The organism is Acinetobacter sp. YK3 (assembly GCF_001729365.1).
Lineage (GTDB): Bacteria > Pseudomonadota > Gammaproteobacteria > Pseudomonadales > Moraxellaceae > Acinetobacter > Acinetobacter vivianii.
Genome location: NZ_LZPJ01000112.1, coordinates 1 through 19224, shown reverse-complemented (window position 1 = coordinate 19224; position 19224 = coordinate 1). Strand labels below are relative to the sequence as shown.

The following is a 19224-nucleotide window of genomic DNA, read 5'->3' as shown; positions in this document are numbered from 1 at the left end:
GTACTAGGTGGCGCTGGTTGTTATATCTGTTTGAAAATCATAACTAAATTTTGAATCAGTATGAATAAATAAAATAGGCAAATATCCCGTCAAAATAGGCAATTTAAACAGGTTTTACAATTCTATACTCATTGCGTGAAAAGCAAAAATCCAGTCTAAAACACGGATTTTCGTTATACGTAATCATCTGGTGAGGTACTCAGCATGCAAGCAGTTCAATATAAAAATTTGGCATGGGAATCGGCAGCAAATATTTTATTCCCCAATGATTTTGATCGAAGCAAGAAATATCCTGCTATTGTCAGCGTTCATCCCATCGGAAGCTGTAAAGAACAAACCTCAGGCAATATTTATGGTCAAGCCTTGGTAGAAGCTGGCTTTGTGGTTTTAGTGCTGGATGCCTCTTTTCAAGGGGAAAGTGGTGGAGAACCACGATTTATCGAAAATCCATACTATCGCGTTGAAGACATTCGCTATGCCGTGGATTATCTGGTCACACAAGAGTTCGTGGAGGAAAACCGTATTGGTGCATTAGGTGTTTGTGGTGGCGGTGCTTATGTCCTAAATGCAGCATTAACTGAACGTCGTCTTAAAGCGATTACCTCAATTACTGGAGTAAATTTTGGTCGGATGATGCGCGAAGGATATGGTGGTACAGGGCAGGCTTTAATTGATGGTCTTGAGGCTATTGCACAACAACGTAGCGCTGAAGCGCGTGGTGCGGTACACTTGGTCAATGATTTTCTTCCTGCTTCAGTGGAGGCTGGTAAACAAGCTGGCATCACCGATATCGACCCATTAGAAGCAACGGATTACTACAAAACATCACGAGGGCAACAGCCGAATGGTACAACCCGTGCTTTATTTTCACGGATGAGTGTGGCATTGGGCTGGGATGCATTTCATTTATCAGAAATATTGCTTACTCAACCGATTTTGGTCGTGATTGGAGATAAGCCGGGTGCGTTTGGTGCTTATCGGGATGGCTATGAAATTTTTAATCGTGCCGCCTCAAAGCAGAAAGAACTTTTGGTTTTGGAAAATACATCGCACTATGAATTGTATGATCAGCCAGAGTCTGTAGCGAAAGCTTTAGAAAAAGTCATTCCGTTTTTTAAACAACACCTTTAATCCTTGCGTGAAGCAAAAAAGACAGGTTTATCCTGTCTTTTTTATGGCAGCTTGCTTAGATTGGCGTGGTCAGTTGCTGCGGTAAGCAGTCGACGAATTCATCAATAGCCAAGCGAGTCTTGAGCGGCATATAAGGCGAGTTCGGCCATACCACATGGATCGGGAAATATATACTTGAGTAATTTTCCAATACTTGTAGCAAAGTACCGTCATGGAGTTCGGTATGGATGAGCCAGTCTGGTAACCACGCAATGCCATGATGCGATAAAGCCGTCTTTTTAATGGCTTGCATATCATTGAGCATAAATTTGGCTTTGGGCTTTAGGGAATAGGCTTGTTTATTTTCATCCTGTAAATACCACTTTTGCAGATGTCCCGAATAAGAATAGGCGATGGTGGTATGTTGCTGTAGATCGTCCAGTGTATTCACTGGGCCAGAGCGCTTTAGATATTCAGGTGTCGCACAAAGTAACATGCGATGATCCCCAAGTTTCCTTGCGACTAAATGGGTGGTATCTGGCAGTGTCCCAATACGGATGGCCAGATCAAAACCATCATCGACCAAGTCCACAGTTCGGTCATTTAAAGAAAGTTCAACTTGTAAGTCTGGATGTTGTTGCGCAAGGTTAACCATCAAGGGCGCAATATAGAGTTGCCCAAACAGTGCAGGGGCCGAAATTCTTAACAGACCTGTGGCACTGATTTTACCTTGATCCAGCAAGGTTTCCGCTGTGGTGATTTCTGTTAAAGCCCGACGACTGTGTTCATAAAATAAGGTGCCTTCAGCAGTTAAGCTTAATGTGCGGGTGGTGCGTTTAAATAAAGAGACACCAAGACGATCTTCCAGACGGGCGATGCTTTTGCTGACCGCTGAACGGGTCAGATGTAATTGTTCTGCGGCATTGGAAAAGCTACCAGCTTCAACAACGGCGACAAAGATTGAAATCGTGCTGAGTTCTGTTTGCATTATTGTGGAGTTTTTGGAATCAATTTTATGAAATAGTATCACTACTGGTGAATAAAATATAGTAGTAAGATGACGACATCAAAGATATAGAGAAAAAACATGGCGAAAGTGTTGGTATTAAAATCGAGCATCATGGGTGATAACTCGCAAACCAATCGTTTAATTGATTCATTTTTAAAGCAACGTGTTGAAAATGGTATGCAAGATGAAGTCATTATTCGCGATTTAACCACTTTAAACTTACCTGTACTGGATGCTGAAATTTTCCATGCTTTACGTGGTGCTGAAAATGTCTCAACGTCAATTCAGGAAATTATTCAATTATCGGATGAATTAATTGCTGAGCTTAAGGCAACTGAGCTATTGCTGATCGGTGCACCGATGTACAATCTGAATGTACCGACACAATTGAAAAACTGGTTTGATCTGGTTGCGCGTGCCCGCCATACTTTCAGATATACAGAAACCTATCCGCAAGGCTTGGTGGAAGGGGTAAAAGCCATTGTGATGAGTAGTCGCGGTGGGATTCATGTCGGGCAAGCGACCGATGCGGTAACACCTTATCTTCAATCTGTTTTAGGCTTGATGGGAATTCATCAGGTTGATTTTATCTATGCTGAAGGTCTGGATATGGCGGCGTTAAGAGCAGATGCTTTAAAAGATGCGCATCTTAAAGCGCAGCAGACCGCAGTTTAAAATTTCCTATTCCTTTTGCTGCTCCTTTGGCAGAATCGGACAATGCTCCAACGCCTGTCCGATTTCTTTTTTACCCGTTTACATAAAGTAGGGACGATCTGCATCTGTGTTCGGTTTATTGACGCCTAAATTTTGTCGTGAGGCGAAGCTTGGTGTCTGGATAATTTTCACCACCAGCGCAGCTACACTTTTACGTGAAACGACCGTACCTTTAAAGTTTTCATGACGTTCAGTTGTTTCATAATCAATCTCATCTTCATCGGTCAACCACGCGGCACGTAAAATGCTGTAGTCCAGATCAGAAGCTTCTAATAAGTCTGCTGCTCTACGATACGGACCAAGATAAATACCAATTTCCTTGTGATTCCATTCACCGAATTTGCCTTTAACTTCATCATAAATTCCTAATGAATTGATCAAAATAATACGTTTTACACCAGCTGCATGCATTGCAGTGATAATATTCTGCGTTTGTGCTTCTAATTCACCCGCCAGATTTGCATAGACAATATCTTGTCCCTGCATCACCTGTTTTAGCTGTTCCAGATCCAACACATCTGCCTCAATAAGCTTGGCATTTGCGGGTAAATCCGAGCCTAATTTTTTTGCATCACGAACCAAGAGTGTTTGTGTGAGGTCAGGCTCATTTGCCAGCAGCTCAATTGCCCATTTAGCAATTTGTCCTGCTGCGCCTAGTATTAACACATGTTTCATTTTGAACTCCCATTGATATAAGTAATTTTCTAAGAAAATAAGTATTTATGTCTCATCTTCTTGAGTGTTGATGGTTCTATTTAAGCTTAAAGTTAAACGGGAGAATCACCTGAAATGCAGGGTTGTTTGCCTAATCTGACGAAGCTGTGAAAATATCTGTGATAGGGGAAATAAAAAAGCCTCATCGAAATGAGGCTGGATGAGACAGGTTTAGTTAACGAATATTTTTCCACCATTGTTGAAAGATTTGCTGTTCATTATCGAGTTCAATCAGTTCACCAATCATCGGTGTTGCAAGGCGATAATTGCGTGTTCTCGAATATTCGACAATACGGGTAATTGGTTCATTCCATGCATGTTTGGCTAAGCTGAATTTTGAATGATGTACAGGAATCATATTGCGTGCATTCAGTTCTTCTGTGGCTTGAGCCACTTCATCCGGATGACAATGGACTGAACGCCAAGCTGGATCGTATTGACCATTTTCCATTAAGGCCCAATCAAACGGCCCGTATTTCCTGCCAATTTCTGCAAAGTGCTGGTCATATCCACCATCGCCCGTATAGAAAATATTTTTATCAGGCGATTGGATCACAAAGGATACCCAAAGGTTTTTACCGCCGTCAAAAGCCCGTCTTGAGTCATGGTGAGTCGTTTCAGTGATAATACGAATGCCATCATCGAACTCAATTTTATCTCCCCAGTCTCTTTCAATCAGCTTGTCACGCGGATAACCCCAATATTCGAAATGTTCACCTACACCCAGACCTGTAATGACATATTTGACCTTGTCTTTGAGTTTCATAATGGTGTCATAGTCCAGATGATCATAGTGATCATGCGAAATCAGTAAATAATCAATCTCGGGTAAATCCTCGACCTGATAGATATCCGTTCCTTTATAGGCGCGTGTGCCCCAAGGAAAAGGCGAGGCTTTGCCGCTCATGACGGGATCAATCAAAAACTTTTTGCCATGCAGCTGCATGAACACTGATGAATGCCCAAACCAGACCATCACATCTTGTTGTGGATTCAGTGTTTTTAAATTGGTTTTAATCGAAGGAATAGGATCGATCGGATTACGATGTGGAATGGTTTTGATAAAGGTCTTATAAAGTTCGACCACAATACTGGAACCTTCACTCATCCCCGATTTTTCAATTAAATTACGAAACTGGCCTTGGCGATAATTGGGAGAGCTTTCAATCAATTGCAAGCGTTCGCCAGAAGGGCTTTTACCAAATAAGGGTTGTTGCGTATAGATGAAACTGCTCACAATAAGCAGCACCACAGCGATCGCAAAAAGAATAAGCATAAATGGAGTCAACCTTTTCATTTGAGCATTCGATACAACAGTAATAAAAAGTCAAAGCGACAAAATGATGAAATATTATCTAAAAGTCGACGAATGAAAGGTTGCCTATTTTTATTGAATATTTGCCTAAATGAACGAGATGTGTCTTTTCTGCATGGGGCTGAATATGTAATGGCGTAATTGAGCAAAAGGAAGCCATTTCGAGGAGGTCGGTTTATGTTAGACTATCGGGGGTTACAGTATTGAAAATGACTGTAAGTGTAGACAATGAGTAGGTAAGATGATCGGGCAGCAGAGAAACGTATTAGCAACTTTAGGAATAGATGTCTGGATTCCTAGGGAAGTCGTATGTCAAAAAAATACTGCAGCCAGCCTATGGCGAGATCAAGTGGTTGAAGAAGTTCAACAAGCGCCTGTGCTTACCTTTGAGACTGCACCTGTTGCGCAAGAGATCCAAGTCATACCACAGACAGCACCAGTCACAGAAATTGAACGTCCTCAACAGGCAAAAGTTGTTGCAGAAGCTGTGGTTAAAGAAGCGGTCGTTGAAAAAGAACAGATCGTTATTACCGCCCACATTCCAGCATTTGAATTGCAAATGTATGTCTTGGAAAACTGCGCCATTTTATTAGAAAGCAGTCAGTTAAACGATGCACAACGCCAGTTATGGCAAAATATTCAAAAGGCCAGACTGGGACAATATGCCGAGTTGAAATGGCCATTTCCATTGGCTGCTTTTCAGGAAAGCCGAGGACTGGCTTCATATATTCAAGGTTTTCTGGACGCGACAGCCACCAGTAAAAAAATATTATGCTTAGGTCAACTGGACTTTATTCAGCATTCTAATATATTACATTTAGCGAGTTTGGAAGAAATGCTGGCTCAACCTTTATTAAAACGACGGTTGTGGCAGCTCATGCAATAAAGAGCGGAATTTAATAATGAAGAAAGTCGTTGTATTTAGCCAGATAGACCAGGACGTTATAGCGCAGTTACAGCAAGATTATCAGGTGGTGGTACTGAATCCCAAGCTTGGTGATATCAATGAACAAATCCGAACTGAAGTAGTCGATGCCGATGCCATGATTGGAGCAGGGCGCTTACTCAATGAAAGCAATTTAGCGCCAGCACAAAAACTAAAAGTGATTTCTACCGTTTCGGTAGGTTACGACAACTATGATGTAAATTATCTGAATCATAGAAAAATCTGGTTGGCCAATACACCGCATGTATTGACTGAAACAACGGCAGATCTTGCTTTTACATTATTGCTCAGCGCAGCGCGTCAAATTCCATATCTGGATGCATGGACCAAACAGGGGCAATGGAAACGTACCGTATCGACTGAACAATTTGGTGTCGATGTTTTTGGAAAAACCTTAGGTATTATTGGTTTGGGAAATATTGGCGCTGCCATTGCCCGTCGAGGTTTTTATGGTTTCAATATGAATATTTTGTACCATAACCGCCGTGAAAAAATTGAAGTTGCACAAGCCTTCAATGCCCAATATCGGGAGCTTGATCAACTGTTAGCACAGTCTGATTTTATCGTGGTCGCCGTTGATTTAAATACTGAATCGAAAGCGCTGATTGGCGCAGCAGAGTTTGATCTCATGCAGAAACATGCAGTATTCGTCAATATTGCTCGTGGTTCAGTGGTCGATGAAAATGCATTGATTGATGCATTACAGCAAAACAAAATCTTTGCAGCGGGGCTGGATGTTTATACCAAAGAACCTTTGCAAAGCTCTCCTTTATTCGAATTACCCAATGCTGTGACTGTGCCACATCTAGGCTCAGCAACAGCCGAAACACGTAAGAAGATGGTAAATCTTGCTTATCAAAACCTGATTGAGGCTCTAGAAGATCGGACGCCGCGTTATCTAGTCAATCCAAAATTCGAATAATTGCTTACAATGCTGAGCATTTGATTGCTGCATTATTGCACGAGTCGATCTTTTTAAACTGGTGAATATTGCTACACTTGCGCCCTTTGTGACTTCATCTTGGGGCGTCTGGTGTTTGAGAAATTAGCTGAACAAAGTTTAGGTTTAATGGGCTGGGAAATTGACAATCATTGGGATCTGAATATTGATCAATGTGTCATGATTGCTGCTCCGCACACCAGCAACTGGGATGCGCTTTATGCACGTTTGGCTTTAAAAGCGCTCGGCGTTAATGTGCGTATCACCATCAAAGATAGCTATATGAAGTTTCCATTTGGCCCTTTTGTACGGGCGATGGGTGGAATTGGCATTGATCGTAGTGTGAAGCTGGAAGGTCAGGAACGTCCAAGTATGGTTCAGCTCATGAGCAATCTGTTTAAGACACATCCTAAATTGGTCATGTTGGTAACACCAGAAGGAACGCGAGCAAAACAGGAACAATGGAAAACTGGTTTCTATCATGTCGCGATTACGGCGGGTGTACCCATTGCCTTGGCTTATATGGACTATGCCAAGAAAAAGACAGGCGTGGGAAAAATTGTTTATCCGACAGGGGATTATGAAAAAGATATGACGGAAATCATGTCATTCTATGCCGAGATTAATGCGAAATTCCCTGAAAAATTCAGTGTCGATCAGCGTTACATTTAGCCCCAATCATTTGCGTCACTTGCAAAAATCATAAAATAAGGCAGGATTTTTCTGCCTTTTATAACACATTGTTGCAAATTTCTCCTTTTTTCAATGCTATATTAAATTTCTTTATTAAAATCATAGAGAAACCACTTGAGATCGTTGCTGCTTGCATGTGGCTTGTTTGCCACAACTCAACTTACTCATACTCAGGTCTTTTTACCTACGGTGACGGCTGGGCAAACAGAAGTACCCGAAATTGGCAGCGGTATTGGTTTACTCGACCAACAAAAAGAAAAATTTATTGGTGAAAAAGTTTATCGTGAAGTGCATCGTCAAATGCCAACTGTGCAAGATGCATGGCTAGAAGATCAGTTTTTACAAGTTTTCTCAGGCATTTTAAGCCAGACCCTGTTGGGCCAGCCGATTGGTCTGGTCATTGTTAAAGATCCTCAAATTAATGCTTTTGCCGTACCAGGTGGACTATTTGCCTTAAACACAGGACTAATTACTTCTGCAAAAAATCTGGATGAGATTGCTGGCGTTATGGCGCATGAAATTGCGCACGTGTCACAGCGACATTACAGTCGTTCACAAGAAGCATTCAAAGGGCAGGGTTTATTGGCCTTGGCAGGGATTATCGTCGGTGCAGCTATTGCCTCTCAGGCCGATGGCGATGCAGGTTCGGCAGTGATGCTTGGAACACAAGCAGCATTAATGGACAAGCAGCTCAGTTATAGCCGTAATCAGGAGCGTGAAGCGGATCGTATTGGCATGCAATTTATGTATGCTGCTGGTTATAATCCACAAAGTATGGCGGATTATTTTGAAACCATGCATCGGGCGACCAGCCGAGTCAGTTTCTTGCCCGATTTTTGGTATACCCATCCGTTAACCACAGAGCGTATGAGTGAGGCGCGTTTGCGTGCCAATCAATTGCCTAAAGTTAAATCAAAAATATATGACATTGATTTTGAAATTTTGAAACTGTACACCTCTGTTGTTTCCAATCAGGCTACAGAAATCCAGTTACAGGCATTGGCCAACCAGAACAATACCGCAGCGCAACTTGCGCTCAGCAAGTTTTATCTGGAGCGCGGTGATTATACGCAGGCGCAGCAAAATCTGGATCTGGTAAAACCAAAATTGAAGAATCACGTTCTGATCCCTTTGATCCAGGCAGATATTTATTTAGGTCAAAATAAAATTGAGCAAGCCAGCAGTAGCATTGGTTCGGTACAAAGAACTATGCCTGAAAATCGGGCATTGTCCTATAAGCTGGCAGAAGTCTTGATTCGACAGGGGCAAATTGCTCAGGCGCAAAGTCTAGTACAACGCTTTATTCATAAGAACCAAAGAGATATTGAAGGCTGGCAATTATTACAACGTGCCACCAATCTGGATAAAAGCTCATCTCTACAGGCAATTAATGTATTGTGCTATCGTGCAGAAGCAGAGTATTGGTCGGGATATGAGGAAAATGCGATTAAATCGATGCTACATGCCCAGCGTTTAGCAAAAGGTAATTTGGCAATGTCGGCCAAAATCGAGTCACGCCTAAAACAAATGCAAGATGAACGGCGGATGAAAATATAAAACCAGTTTAAAAAAATTCAGGAAAATAAAATGATTAAAGGACAATGTTTGTGTGGTGCTGTGCAGTATCAATATCATGGGGAAATTGAAAACAGCATTTTGTGTTATTGCATTCATTGCCAGCAGGCACAGGGTTCAATTGCAGGGTGGAATAGTCCACTTGAGCAAAGTAAATTTGAGCTGATTTCTGGGCGTGAGCAACTGAAAGAGTATTTTCATACGTCCAACAAGGCACGTGTATTTTGTCAAAACTGTGCCAGTCCACTTTATTCCTATCGTACGGATTTGCCGAATATTATTCGTTTACGACTGGGTACGGTGATGGATGGTGAACTACCTGCTCCGAAACAAGAATTTTTTCTGGAGCATAAACCAAATTTTATTGAATTGAGATAAGATGGCGGGCGTAAGCAATTGCTGAGCACTTAGAATATTTATGAAAAAGATTTTAGTTTTAATTTTTGCATTAAGCACAGTGGGGACAAGTTCAGCAGCTTCTGTTGAGCAGTATGTAAATGCAGTGGATAAAATTCGTAGTACCTATGCGCAGGATATTCGTGGTTTTTTACGTGGCTTAAATCCGCAACTTACACAGTTTACACCTGAGCAGCAGGCTAAATATTGCCAGATTAATCAGCGTTATATTCAGGATATGTCAGATGCAATTGAACGTAATCGTTCTTCATTGCCACCGCAATATGCGAGTATGACCAAGCAGGATTTAATCAAGCAGATTGCTGAATCGAAAGAGATGCAAATGCTTGCGAAATATAATGTTCAGTGTGATTTTAAATAAAACCAAGACCTTGGGTTCATTGTTAAAATGAATCCAGTTTTAAATAAAGCAGGGGAATAGAAAGGAAGTTAAGCAGATTAACTTAATTTTGCTTTAATTTTAGAAGAAACTTGTGCAGGATCGGCACGCCCGGCTATGATCGGACGTAGAGAATTCATCACCTTACCCATATCTTTCATGCTAGTAGCTTCTTGAGCAGCAATCGTTTGCTCAATGATAGAATCAAGCTCTTCCTCAGTCATAGCTTCTGGTAGAAATTGAGAAATAACCTCAACTTCGGCTTGTTCTTTACTAGCTAAATCATCACGACCAGCGCCTTGAAAGGCTTTGATCGATTCTTTACGTTGTTTAATTTGCTTTTCAATGACCGCAAGAACCTGAGCATCGTCAAGCTCTATGCGCTCATCGACTTCGATTTGCTTAATTGCTGCCTGTACACCACGAATAACCGTTACTGTTGCCATATCTTTGGCACGCATTGAGTTTTTTAACACGTCAGTAATCTGGTTTTTTAAAGTATTCATAGTATTTTCAGCAGTCAATCACAAATTAATTAGTAAAGGCGAGTAGTACGTACAGATTCGCGAGTCAATTTCTTTTGATAACGCTTAACTGCAGCAGCTTTTTTACGCTTACGTTCTTGAGTTGGTTTCTCATAGAATTCGCGCTTACGAACGTCAGCTAAAACACCCGCTTTTTCGCATGAACGTTTGAAACGACGGATAGCTACGTCTACTGGTTCGCCTTCTTTCAACTTAACTTGTGGCATGTAAAATCCTCTAAGATTATGGATAAGATCTAACGCACTATGCACTAGATCGCAAGTGAAGGTCAGTATTTTACTCATTTACAACTCAGATCACAAGTCTATAATAGCTCAGATATTATTTTTGATCGTTGTAAAGGCAGTTTAATGATTGTTTTGGGCTTGGAAACTTCGTGTGATGAAACTGGGTTAGCACTCTATGATAGCGAGCTCGGCTTACGTGGACAGGTTCTATATAGTCAGATCAAACTGCATGCTGAATATGGTGGTGTAGTGCCTGAACTGGCTTCGCGTGACCATGTTCGTAAAATGATTCCCTTGATTAATCAATTGCTTGAGCAAAGTGGTGTCACAAAGCAAGAGATTGATGCAGTTGCCTATACGCGTGGCCCGGGCCTTATGGGTGCGCTCATGACAGGTGCATTATTTGGTCGTACTTTAGCATTTGCGTTAAATAAACCTGCTATTGGTGTACATCATATGGAAGGTCATATGCTGGCACCATTACTTTCGGAAACTCCACCGGAATTTCCGTTTGTCGCACTATTAGTCTCTGGTGGTCATACGCAATTAATGGCTGCTTATGGTATTGGTCAATATGAATTGCTGGGTGAATCGATTGATGATGCGGCGGGTGAGGCTTTCGATAAAGTCGCAAAAATGATGAAGCTCCCTTATCCAGGTGGGCCGAATATTGCGAAGTTGGCTTTACAAGGTGATGCACAAGCATTTGAATTCCCGCGTCCGATGTTGCATCAAGGCTTAAACTTTTCATTTAGTGGTCTGAAAACTGCGGTTTCTGTGCAGTTGAAAAAGTTAGGTGAAGAAAATCGCGATGCGGATGTGGCTGCTTCTTTTCAGGAAGCACTTGTCGATACTTTAGTGAAGAAGTCTGTGAAGGCCTTGAAACAAAGTGGTCTTAAGCGTTTGGTGATTGCTGGTGGTGTGAGTGCCAATGTCCGCTTACGTGAGCAATTGGAAACTTCATTGAAGAAAATTAAAGCACAGGTTTACTATGCAGAACCTGCTTTATGTACTGATAATGGTGCCATGATTGCTTTTGCTGGATATCAGCGTTTAAAGGCAGGGCAGCATGATGGCTTGGCGGTGACGACGACACCTCGTTGGCCGATGACAGAGTTAAAGCCAACCTAAAATACAAATGGTTAGTGTTATTGGTTGCTAGGCTGCTGGTCAGTTTAGCCTATTCTCATATTTAAAAATCAGATTCTTGAATTTATGTACATGGCGCAGGCTTGAAACTGGCGCTATGGTATAAAGTATTGGATATATTATTTATTTTGATGAGCTAAAACTCATTGTGGAGTACAAAAGTTGAAAATTTCTTATATTTTTACATGTGGCCGACTAGAATCTTTATTCAAGATTCTATGCCTCACTCAAAAAGGTGAGGAAAAGGTTGCATCAAAAGAAAAAGTAGTTGAGCAATATAGAAAAGATATCGCTTTAGGGCGACCATTTGAAGAAACTGAACTTTATCAATTGATTGAACAAAGTGAAGAAAAAATTGTCATTAATCGCTTACATAATATTCTTCGAGAAAAACCGACTCAGCAGAAGGGTAGCTTTGATGCGGATGAATATAAGACGGGTGCATGGTCTGAGTTTAATGATTACAAGCTGGCAGTTCGATTCTCAAATGCGAAAACCGAGTTAAGTGAAAAGCACTTTGCGAAAACGGGTGAGTATATGACCAGTCGAGGCATTGCAAAGCTGACAGGTTTTAATCCAAGTAACATTAAGAACATGTTGCATCATAAAAGAAGTGTAGTGAGAAAAATGCTTACCACTTTAGAGAAGTTGGCAAAAGAGTATTAATCTTTAAGCTCTATTTTCGATGCAGAGACAATGTCTTGCTCTGCATCGATAGTACTCAATCTTTTTAATAATCAAATAATTTTAATATTTTTTAATAATATATAAATAAAAAGGAATAGATCATGTGGGTGGTTAAAGCAGCCAATGGTTGTGCATGGTTAAGTATTCTGCTTATCGTCGCGGCGACAGGCTTTTCAATCTATGTTTTCAGTATTCCATGTACGACTGATCGAATCTGTGAAATGCCACCGATCCATTTGTTCTTTTTCTTGGTATGGATCATTTCAGTGATCTGTAATTTTATTGGCATTATTTTTTCGATCATTGGATTGAAAAAAGATGAACCCATTAAAAAACTAGCCAAATCAGCATTATTCTTTAATGGGAAAATCATTGCTTTTAGCTTTGTGTGTGCTTTATTACTATTTATCGATTTTAATGGGTTAGCAATTTTTCTAGGTGATTGATTGTGAACGATCCGCTTTAGACAGCACAGCTAAACACACAAAAATCAAAGCCATACCGACCCAACCAATGGGTGCCAATTTCTCGCCAACCAATAACACTGCAAACAATGCTGCAACCAATGGTTCAAATAGCGTCAATGTCGTCGCGGTACTGGCTGAAATGGTCTTTAAGGCATATCCAAACAGCAGATAACCAAGAAACATAGGGATCAGCATCATATAACCCACGACATATAGATTGACGGGTTCGTCGAACAGATTGGTTCCCGTAAAAAACAGTGTTGGTAATAGGATTAAAGCACCAAAACCAAAAATTAAGCCCATCGATGCTTTGGAATCAACGCCTCGATCAATCATTTTTTTGGCTGCCCAAGAGTATAAGGAGTAGGTCAGTGCGGCGATCAGTCCGAGAATAATACCAATCGTTTTCTGATCCGTTGCAATGTTTTGGCTTGTACCTTGGGAGTGAGACTCTCCAATCGTTAACAGTAACACACCAGCTACGCCAAAAATGAAACTGATAAACCATTGGCTAGAAAGTGCTTTTTTATCAAAGAATTTTTCCAGCAATGCCGTAAATAAAGGCGCTGAACCAATTGAAACCACGGTCCCAATCGTGATGCCAGCCATCCGCATAGAGGAATAGAAGGCCAGTGGATAAATAGCAACCGAAACCATGCCAATCAAAAGCAAAGGATAGTAAGAGCGAATTTGTGGTAAGTGGCTGCGAATGTTCTTATGGGCCAATAAGGCTTGTAGTAATCCACCACCGCCCATTGCGATTGCACCTATGGCTAAAGGACTTAAATTCGGTGCATAGGAAGCAGCAGTTCCTGTTGTTCCCCATAAAATAGAGGCCACTAAAACCGCAATAAAGCCATAATGAGCTTTTAGGTTGATTGAGCTATTCAATTTGCAATCTCTTGTTCTAATAATCGCTGAACCATGTGTTTTGCGGCAAATACTTTATCACTAGAGCTTTCCAAACCTGCACGGGCGATCGATCCTTCCAGAATAAAAGAAAGCAGCAGGGCCAGTTCTTTGGCTCGCTCAGGATTGCTGGTTAATTGACTTAAATGTCCCACTAAAATTGCTTCAATTTCATCTTTATGGTTTTTGACCGCTAATCGCTCAGGACTATGGGCGGGAAACTCGGCGGCAGCATTTAATAAGCCACAGCCACGGAAACCTTTTTCATAGGCAAATTCAGCGTGATCCTGATAGGCATCAAAAACAGCCAGAATTCCATCTAAAGGTGTTTCAATCTGAACTTTTCTTTTTTCATATAAGTCGAGCCATTCCTGATGACGTGCTTCGATGTAGCAAGTAATTAGATCTGACTTGGTGGCAAAGTTATTATACAAAGACATTTTGGCCACATTGGCTTTCTCTGTAATGGTATTGATGCCTGTGTTGCTGATGCCATCGTTATAAAACAAGGTGGATGCTGCATCCAGAATTTTTTGTTTTGCTGATTTAGAACTCATTGTAAAAATTACTTATGTATACCGACCTACCTAATATTAGGTAAAAACTACTTAATTAGCAAGCATGAATGCTTAAATAGGGAGCAATATTATCCAGATATGAAGCGGAGTGAGGAGTGAAAGAGAAAATAAGCCTTTGAATTATTTCAAAGACTTATTGATGCTATACGCGTGTAAATAGATTTATTTTTGAAATGAATTTTGATCTTCAACATCAATATATTCAATATAACCACGTCCTTGGACTGGTTGCTCTAGATATTCACCTGTAAAAGTGTAAGCACTGGCATAACCAATCCCATGTCCATAACGGAATGGGCTATCGATTTCCGCAGTAATATTTAAAATGTTCTGATCAGCATTATTTTTGACAGACCAGATAAATTGTTGCGGTAGACGCATTTTCTTACCGCTTGGAGAAACATGTGCATTCGGCTGATTGCTGATGACCTTAAATTCAACATTGGTATAGATTTCAGCGGGTCGGTCAGTGTGGCGGACATGCAAAGTATAGGCAGCAGCTTGCCCAAGAATATCGGCTTTAGTTAGAAGGAGCTGAGTTGTTTCAGTTAGATTAATGATTTGATAAGTGAAAAAATCGAGCGGTAATTTATACGCTTCTGGGAGTAGCTTTTTCACGACACCATGTGCACCTGCTGCTCGTGCATATTCGTAGGTACATAAGCCTTTGGCAGGGATAACTTGGCCTTGATATTCAAGCTGACCTTTAAAGTTTGCCAATAAACTAAAATGATCATAAATCGGGGTTTTGATAAACCATGAAACCTGATCGCTCACATCCAGATCAAATTCAAAACTTAAGCCGTGATAAGCGCCTTTGAGTTGAATATGGGGTAATGTCCCTTGAATTGAAACTTCTTCTCCAAGTTGGATGACTGATCCATTGTCTTGAATATTGGTATTTTCTGGAATGACGTAGGCTTTTAAGAGATGCTCGTCGATTGCAGCCGTACTCGAAAAGAATGTTGCCGTTTTTCTTGGATCACCCAAAGTAATATCATCATGGTCGAATGCCAGCGCACCGGGTGTGCCAAGCAAAATCATAATATTTAAATAACGATGTGGTTCAGGCAAAAGCGGAAAGAAAATCCCATAATGTGTCCATGTATAGAACTTTTCTTGTGTACGTGGTCGGATAATGTTGGGCTGGGAAAATGGCAGGGTTGAATATTGAATTGCTTGGTCTAATGTACCCTGCGCCAAGAGTAGGCTTTTACCCATGATTTTGCTGGTGAGGGAAGTGGGAGGCAACTGTTTTTTCATCTTGTTTCCTAAACTTTATCGTAGCTGAAAAGTAGGTTATGAAAAACAATTGCCCATGCTAAGCGGAAATAAGGACAAAGCTACGGCTTTTCAGGACATTTATGCAGATGCTTTGTTGGACAATTTTTCCAGATTTTGTGAGCCGATCCAGTGTTTTGAAAATTGATAGGCGGCACGGCCAGAACGTTGTCCACGAGCCTGACACCATTTCAAACTTTCACTACGGACCAAGTCGTTATATTCAAGATCAGCTTTCACAATATAGTGCTCTACAATTTGTAGATAGAGCTGCTGATCCATTGGATAGAATGAAAGCCACATGCCAAAGCGATCCGAGAGTGAAATTTTCTCTTCAATTGCTTCCTGTGGATGCAGTTCGGTATATTGCGGCACATCTACTTTTTGCACGGGCGTATTTTCATGCATAAATTCAGGCAATAAATGACGGCGATTACTGGTCGCATAAATAATAAAATTGCTTGAACCTGATTGCAGTGAGCCATCCAATACGCTTTTTAGGCTACGATAATTTTCATCTTCAGCGTTAAATGCCAGATCATCACAATAGACAATGAATTTCTCGGGACGATTTTCAATGAGTTTCTGAATTTTAGGTAAATCAGATAAATCATCACGTTCGATTTCGATCAGACGTAAACCTTGCGCTGAATATTCAGTCAGGAGGGCACGTACAATTGAAGACTTTCCTGTGCCTCGCGAGCCGGTAAGTAATACATCATTGGCGGGTAAGCCGTTCAGAAACTGCAAGGTATTCTGAATGATTTTGTCTTTTTGGCGTTCAATCCCTTTTAAATCTTCCAGATACATCTTCTTCGGCTGCTGTATTGCGACCAGCTGCTGATTTTCCCAACGAAATGCAATTGCAGAGAAATCTGTCGGTTGCTTCGGAGCAGGGAGCACTTGCTGAAGCTGTGTCAAAACATTCGATAAGGACTGGATGATAGATTCTGGTAAATCAAGGATAGCCATAAATACAAACCAACTTAATGATGAATAGGGATACTAACATTGCTATTACTGAAATAAAGAAAATATCATCAGAAATATCGAAATAAATCGATTTTACCCTTGATTGTTACGGCAGCTTTTTGCATTGTATAGGTGCAAGAATTCAAAAAATATGCCGAAAATCAGGAACGCGAATGTTTAATAGAGTTCAAGAAAAAAAGAATACATATCAGTCGCATAGGGTTGATGTGTTGCAAGAACACTTACGGCATGCAAGCTCTTATGATGAATGGAAAGAAATTGCACTAAAACTGGATGAAGACTCAGGTCATGAGGCATGGAAATATGACAATGAATCGCCTTATTTTGATGCAGAGATTCTGTCTAAGCGCTATAACTTATTAAAGAAGTATCGGACTCAGCATCGGACACTGGATCTGATTTATGTATTAAGAGAAGGATTGTCCTATGATTTTGCCAATATTGGTCATCCGATGTTATTTGCGGAGACTTATATTGGAACAAAAAAGATTATTGAAAATTATGTCGAGGAAATGAGCGACTGTTTTCGTTATCTTGCCTCCAGTGAATGCATCACCTTTCAGTTAAAGGAAAAAATCCAGTTTTTTGAAGAATGCCAGACTGCTTATGGACAGCCAGCCTTGATGTTTTCTGGTGGCGCAACTTTGGGGCTGTTTCATACCGGTGTATGTAAGGCTTTGCTAGAGCAGGATTTAATGCCACGGGTGTTATCGGGTTCTAGTGCTGGGGCAATCATGACTGGTATGCTGGGTGTCTCTGCATCGGATCAGGTTCCTGATTTGCTCAAGGGTGAGCATTTCTTTAGTGATGCATTCAAGTTCCGAAAATTGAGTGAACTGATCAGAGGACATGGCGGTATTGCGGATGTCATGTATTTAAAACAATTCCTGATGCAAAACTTGGGCGATGTGACTTTTGCGGAAGCTTATCAGCAGTCCAAGCGCCATATTAATATTGTGATTGCTCCGTATAACACGGCACAAAGCCCACGGATCATGAATGCATTGACCGCGCCGAACGTGTTGGTCTGGAGTGCCGTTTTGGCCTCCTGTGCCGTTCCAGTCTTGTTTCCCCCTGTGCATCTGACCAGTAAACGTTATGACGGGCAACATACACCGTATCTTGCCAACACCAAATGGGTGGATGGTAGTATGCGCAGTGATTTCCCGCAGGAAAAAATGGCTCGCTTATATAATATTAATTACACCATCGCCAGTCAGGTCAATCCGCATATTGTGCCGTTCATGCAAAGTGATTCTGATCGCTTCCGTAGAGATGTATTGAGTTGGCCTGAACGGATTGTACGTCGCCAAGGTAAAGCGATTGCACTTGAAGTAATGGATCTGACACGTAACTATGCAGGCAGTTTTTTCCCGATCCGTCGCGCTCTGGATCATGGTTATGGCATTTTGGGGCAGCGCTATTATGGTGATGTGAATATCATTGCCAAATATGGTTTGCGACACTATAGCTATATGTTGAAAAATCCACGACCAAAACTGTTTAAAGTGTTGCAACGAGAAGGTGAGCGGGCAACCTGGCCGAAAATATCTGCAATTGAAACCCATGCGCGGATTGGTAAAACCATTGAGCATTGTTTAACATCATTGCGAAAGCAGGAAGAAAAGCAGCAGAATGAGTTTTACTACGTGGATCTGTGATCCCAAGATTGAACTTGAAAACTTGGCATTAATGACCAAAGCGCAAAGCTATGCCTTTGGACGACGCTTATATCGCTTCGAAATTCAGCAGCAGCCTTACTGGCTTAAATTCCATCATTCAAATACACATGAGGGCTTTGAACAGGCGCTATTGCGCGAGCTGAATTTTTATCAGCATCGCCAAGAACTAGAAAGCTTTTTATTGCCCCATCAGATCATTCAACTGAATCCTTTTAAACAGCAACTAAATTGTACTGGTGATGAGATTGGATTGGTCACCGTTGCTGCAAAAGCGTTTTTTACACCTCTTTCGGATAGCTGTGACATTGAACTCATTAAACAAAAGATCGTTGAAGCTTTAGATGCATTGAATGGTTTACACCAAGCAGGCTGGATTCATGGGGATTTAAAGGTAGAGCATTTTCGTGTTCACGCTAACGTTTGCAAGCTGATCGACTTTGAACAGACTTTTAGAATAGGGCAATCCATTCAAACTCTGGATGCAACTCCGCATTATATGGCGCCAGAACTGTTTCATGGCGCAGGGAAGAGTATTCAAAGCGATTTATATGCTTTTGGAATTATTGTTTATGAATGGTTGACGCAAACTAGATTACAGGCTCAAAGCTATCATGACTGGGCAATCTTGCATTGCCAGCAACTACATATACAGCTTCCAGAACGATTACAGTGCTTTTTGCCAGTGTTAATAGGCCTGTTGTCAAAGCATGTACAACAACGATTGAGCTCTGTTGAAGCGGTAAAAAGCGCTTTAAACACTATAAATTCGCTTTAAAAGTAAACATAACATCTTGATTTGAATATTATATGTTCATTTGAGTGGTTTTTTTGCGAGAAAGACTTGTCATAAAGAAAGTTTCTCTCTAATATGCATACCCATCGGGGGCGTGGCGA

At 41.1% G+C, this 19224-nt stretch carries 22 protein-coding genes; 13 read left to right on the top strand and 9 right to left on the bottom strand.

Translation table 11 applies throughout. From position 1 onward, the window contains the following. The first annotated feature begins 204 nt into the window (after window positions 1–204). A complete protein-coding gene (locus tag A9Z07_RS13615; RefSeq protein ID WP_069579357.1) occupies window positions 205–1131 on the top strand; it encodes an alpha/beta hydrolase in 927 nt (308 codons plus the stop codon). A gap of 55 nt (window positions 1132–1186) precedes the next feature. Here the strand turns inward: A9Z07_RS13615 and A9Z07_RS13610 are convergent, their stop codons facing one another. Further along, a complete protein-coding gene (locus tag A9Z07_RS13610) occupies window positions 1187–2098 on the bottom strand; it encodes a LysR family transcriptional regulator (RefSeq protein WP_004770521.1) in 912 nt (303 codons plus the stop codon). Window positions 2099–2197: 99 nt separating this feature from the next. Between A9Z07_RS13610 and A9Z07_RS13605 the strand changes: the two genes are divergently transcribed. Then, window positions 2198–2794 carry an NAD(P)H-dependent oxidoreductase gene (locus A9Z07_RS13605; protein ID WP_069579354.1) on the top strand — a complete coding sequence of 199 codons (597 nt, stop codon included), beginning with the start codon at window positions 2198–2200 and terminating at the stop codon, window positions 2792–2794. 78 nt (window positions 2795–2872) lie between these two features. On the opposite strand, the gene A9Z07_RS13600 is transcribed toward A9Z07_RS13605, so the two are convergent. Both A9Z07_RS13600 and A9Z07_RS13595 read right to left on the bottom strand, forming a co-directional pair. Further along, window positions 2873–3508 (bottom strand): SDR family oxidoreductase, encoded by a 636-nt coding sequence (locus A9Z07_RS13600; protein WP_069579351.1) that lies wholly within the window; start codon window positions 3506–3508, stop codon window positions 2873–2875. Window positions 3509–3722: 214 nt separating this feature from the next. Continuing rightward, entirely contained in the window at window positions 3723–4823 is a 1101-nt protein-coding gene (locus A9Z07_RS13595) for an MBL fold metallo-hydrolase (RefSeq protein WP_069579349.1), read from the bottom strand. A 280-nt stretch (window positions 4824–5103) separates the two neighbouring features. Between A9Z07_RS13595 and A9Z07_RS13590 the strand changes: the two genes are divergently transcribed. The 6 genes from A9Z07_RS13590 to A9Z07_RS13565 all read left to right on the top strand — a co-directional run bounded on the left by A9Z07_RS13590 (window position 5104) and on the right by A9Z07_RS13565 (window position 9794). Continuing rightward, entirely contained in the window at window positions 5104–5748 is a 645-nt protein-coding gene (locus A9Z07_RS13590; protein WP_069579345.1) for a hypothetical protein, read from the top strand. Window positions 5749–5764: 16 nt separating this feature from the next. Beyond that, window positions 5765–6730, top strand: a complete 966-nt coding sequence (locus tag A9Z07_RS13585; protein WP_047428826.1) for a 2-hydroxyacid dehydrogenase — start codon at window positions 5765–5767, stop codon at window positions 6728–6730. A gap of 111 nt (window positions 6731–6841) precedes the next feature. Beyond that, window positions 6842–7420: a 1-acyl-sn-glycerol-3-phosphate acyltransferase gene (locus A9Z07_RS13580; protein ID WP_047428824.1), complete on the top strand. Its 579-nt coding sequence runs from the start codon at window positions 6842–6844 to the stop codon at window positions 7418–7420. Window positions 7421–7582: 162 nt separating this feature from the next. Continuing rightward, on the top strand, window positions 7583–8998 hold the full coding sequence (locus tag A9Z07_RS13575) for a M48 family metalloprotease (RefSeq protein ID WP_413772631.1): 1416 nt from the start codon (window positions 7583–7585) through the stop codon (window positions 8996–8998). Window positions 8999–9028: 30 nt separating this feature from the next. Next, the gene (locus A9Z07_RS13570) at window positions 9029–9394 is read left to right on the top strand and encodes a GFA family protein (RefSeq protein WP_069579337.1); all 366 of its coding nucleotides are present in this window, start codon (window positions 9029–9031) and stop codon (window positions 9392–9394) included. Window positions 9395–9434: 40 nt separating this feature from the next. After that, window positions 9435–9794, top strand: a complete 360-nt coding sequence (locus tag A9Z07_RS13565; protein ID WP_069579333.1) for a hypothetical protein — start codon at window positions 9435–9437, stop codon at window positions 9792–9794. Between the two features lie 77 nt (window positions 9795–9871). On the opposite strand, the gene A9Z07_RS13560 is transcribed toward A9Z07_RS13565, so the two are convergent. Together A9Z07_RS13560 and rpsU are read right to left on the bottom strand one after the other, a co-directional pair. After that, the gene (locus A9Z07_RS13560; protein ID WP_004770502.1) at window positions 9872–10318 is read right to left on the bottom strand and encodes a GatB/YqeY domain-containing protein; all 447 of its coding nucleotides are present in this window, start codon (window positions 10316–10318) and stop codon (window positions 9872–9874) included. A 29-nt stretch (window positions 10319–10347) separates the two neighbouring features. Next, window positions 10348–10563, bottom strand: coding sequence for a 30S ribosomal protein S21 (rpsU, locus tag A9Z07_RS13555; RefSeq protein WP_004652785.1), 216 nt, complete (start codon window positions 10561–10563; stop codon window positions 10348–10350). Between the two features lie 144 nt (window positions 10564–10707). Here rpsU and tsaD point away from each other — a divergent pair, with 144 nt between their 5' ends. The 3 genes from tsaD (at window position 10708) to A9Z07_RS13540 (ending at window position 12866) form a co-directional block, all read left to right on the top strand. Then, window positions 10708–11715 carry a tRNA (adenosine(37)-N6)-threonylcarbamoyltransferase complex transferase subunit TsaD gene (gene tsaD / locus A9Z07_RS13550; RefSeq protein ID WP_069579328.1) on the top strand — a complete coding sequence of 336 codons (1008 nt, stop codon included), beginning with the start codon at window positions 10708–10710 and terminating at the stop codon, window positions 11713–11715. A 180-nt stretch (window positions 11716–11895) separates the two neighbouring features. Then, the gene (locus tag A9Z07_RS13545) at window positions 11896–12399 is read left to right on the top strand and encodes a hypothetical protein (protein ID WP_004770499.1); all 504 of its coding nucleotides are present in this window, start codon (window positions 11896–11898) and stop codon (window positions 12397–12399) included. Window positions 12400–12521: 122 nt separating this feature from the next. Continuing rightward, on the top strand, window positions 12522–12866 hold the full coding sequence (locus tag A9Z07_RS13540; protein ID WP_069579324.1) for a hypothetical protein: 345 nt from the start codon (window positions 12522–12524) through the stop codon (window positions 12864–12866). Here the strand turns inward: A9Z07_RS13540 and A9Z07_RS13535 are convergent. The 4 genes from A9Z07_RS13535 to A9Z07_RS13520 form a co-directional block, all read right to left on the bottom strand. Continuing rightward, window positions 12855–13778, bottom strand: coding sequence for a DMT family transporter (locus tag A9Z07_RS13535; RefSeq protein ID WP_069579322.1), 924 nt, complete (start codon window positions 13776–13778; stop codon window positions 12855–12857). The genes A9Z07_RS13540 and A9Z07_RS13535 overlap by 12 nt on opposite strands. Continuing rightward, window positions 13775–14353, bottom strand: a complete 579-nt coding sequence (locus tag A9Z07_RS13530; RefSeq protein ID WP_062848231.1) for a TetR/AcrR family transcriptional regulator — start codon at window positions 14351–14353, stop codon at window positions 13775–13777. Before A9Z07_RS13530 ends, A9Z07_RS13535 begins: the two co-directional genes overlap by 4 nt. A 183-nt stretch (window positions 14354–14536) precedes the next feature. Next, window positions 14537–15637 carry a DUF6670 family protein gene (locus A9Z07_RS13525; protein WP_069579321.1) on the bottom strand — a complete coding sequence of 367 codons (1101 nt, stop codon included), beginning with the start codon at window positions 15635–15637 and terminating at the stop codon, window positions 14537–14539. Window positions 15638–15736: 99 nt separating this feature from the next. Further along, a complete protein-coding gene (locus A9Z07_RS13520; protein ID WP_004770492.1) occupies window positions 15737–16627 on the bottom strand; it encodes an ATP-binding protein in 891 nt (296 codons plus the stop codon). 173 nt (window positions 16628–16800) lie between these two features. Between A9Z07_RS13520 and A9Z07_RS13515 the strand changes: the two genes are divergently transcribed. Further along, on the top strand, window positions 16801–18309 hold the full coding sequence (locus tag A9Z07_RS13515) for a DUF3336 domain-containing protein (protein ID WP_069579318.1): 1509 nt from the start codon (window positions 16801–16803) through the stop codon (window positions 18307–18309). After that, a complete protein-coding gene (locus A9Z07_RS13510; protein ID WP_069579315.1) occupies window positions 18284–19105 on the top strand; it encodes a protein kinase domain-containing protein in 822 nt (273 codons plus the stop codon). Before A9Z07_RS13515 ends, A9Z07_RS13510 begins: the two co-directional genes overlap by 26 nt. The last annotated feature ends 119 nt before the right edge of the window (window positions 19106–19224 follow it).

Excerpts from the sequence above, each read along its gene's own strand:
- rpsU (WP_004652785.1), bottom strand. The coding sequence starts at position 10,563 with ATGCCACAAGTTAAGTTGAAAGAAGGCGAACCAGTAGACGTAGCTATC.
- A9Z07_RS13515 (WP_069579318.1), top strand. The coding sequence starts at position 16,801 with ATGTTTAATAGAGTTCAAGAAAAAAAGAATACATATCAGTCGCATAGG.
- A9Z07_RS13560 (WP_004770502.1), bottom strand. The coding sequence starts at position 10,318 with ATGAATACTTTAAAAAACCAGATTACTGACGTGTTAAAAAACTCAATG.
- A9Z07_RS13600 (WP_069579351.1), bottom strand. The coding sequence starts at position 3,508 with ATGAAACATGTGTTAATACTAGGCGCAGCAGGACAAATTGCTAAATGG.
- A9Z07_RS13595 (WP_069579349.1), bottom strand. The coding sequence starts at position 4,823 with ATGCTTATTCTTTTTGCGATCGCTGTGGTGCTGCTTATTGTGAGCAGT.
- tsaD (WP_069579328.1), top strand. The coding sequence starts at position 10,708 with ATGATTGTTTTGGGCTTGGAAACTTCGTGTGATGAAACTGGGTTAGCA.
- A9Z07_RS13540 (WP_069579324.1), top strand. The coding sequence starts at position 12,522 with ATGTGGGTGGTTAAAGCAGCCAATGGTTGTGCATGGTTAAGTATTCTG.
- A9Z07_RS13610 (WP_004770521.1), bottom strand. The coding sequence starts at position 2,098 with ATGCAAACAGAACTCAGCACGATTTCAATCTTTGTCGCCGTTGTTGAA.
- A9Z07_RS13585 (WP_047428826.1), top strand. The coding sequence starts at position 5,765 with ATGAAGAAAGTCGTTGTATTTAGCCAGATAGACCAGGACGTTATAGCG.
- A9Z07_RS13530 (WP_062848231.1), bottom strand. The coding sequence starts at position 14,353 with ATGAGTTCTAAATCAGCAAAACAAAAAATTCTGGATGCAGCATCCACC.
- A9Z07_RS13615 (WP_069579357.1), top strand. The coding sequence starts at position 205 with ATGCAAGCAGTTCAATATAAAAATTTGGCATGGGAATCGGCAGCAAAT.
- A9Z07_RS13565 (WP_069579333.1), top strand. The coding sequence starts at position 9,435 with ATGAAAAAGATTTTAGTTTTAATTTTTGCATTAAGCACAGTGGGGACA.
- A9Z07_RS13510 (WP_069579315.1), top strand. The coding sequence starts at position 18,284 with ATGAGTTTTACTACGTGGATCTGTGATCCCAAGATTGAACTTGAAAAC.
- A9Z07_RS13605 (WP_069579354.1), top strand. The coding sequence starts at position 2,198 with ATGGCGAAAGTGTTGGTATTAAAATCGAGCATCATGGGTGATAACTCG.
- A9Z07_RS13525 (WP_069579321.1), bottom strand. The coding sequence starts at position 15,637 with ATGAAAAAACAGTTGCCTCCCACTTCCCTCACCAGCAAAATCATGGGT.
- A9Z07_RS13520 (WP_004770492.1), bottom strand. The coding sequence starts at position 16,627 with ATGGCTATCCTTGATTTACCAGAATCTATCATCCAGTCCTTATCGAAT.
- A9Z07_RS13590 (WP_069579345.1), top strand. The coding sequence starts at position 5,104 with ATGATCGGGCAGCAGAGAAACGTATTAGCAACTTTAGGAATAGATGTC.
- A9Z07_RS13570 (WP_069579337.1), top strand. The coding sequence starts at position 9,029 with ATGATTAAAGGACAATGTTTGTGTGGTGCTGTGCAGTATCAATATCAT.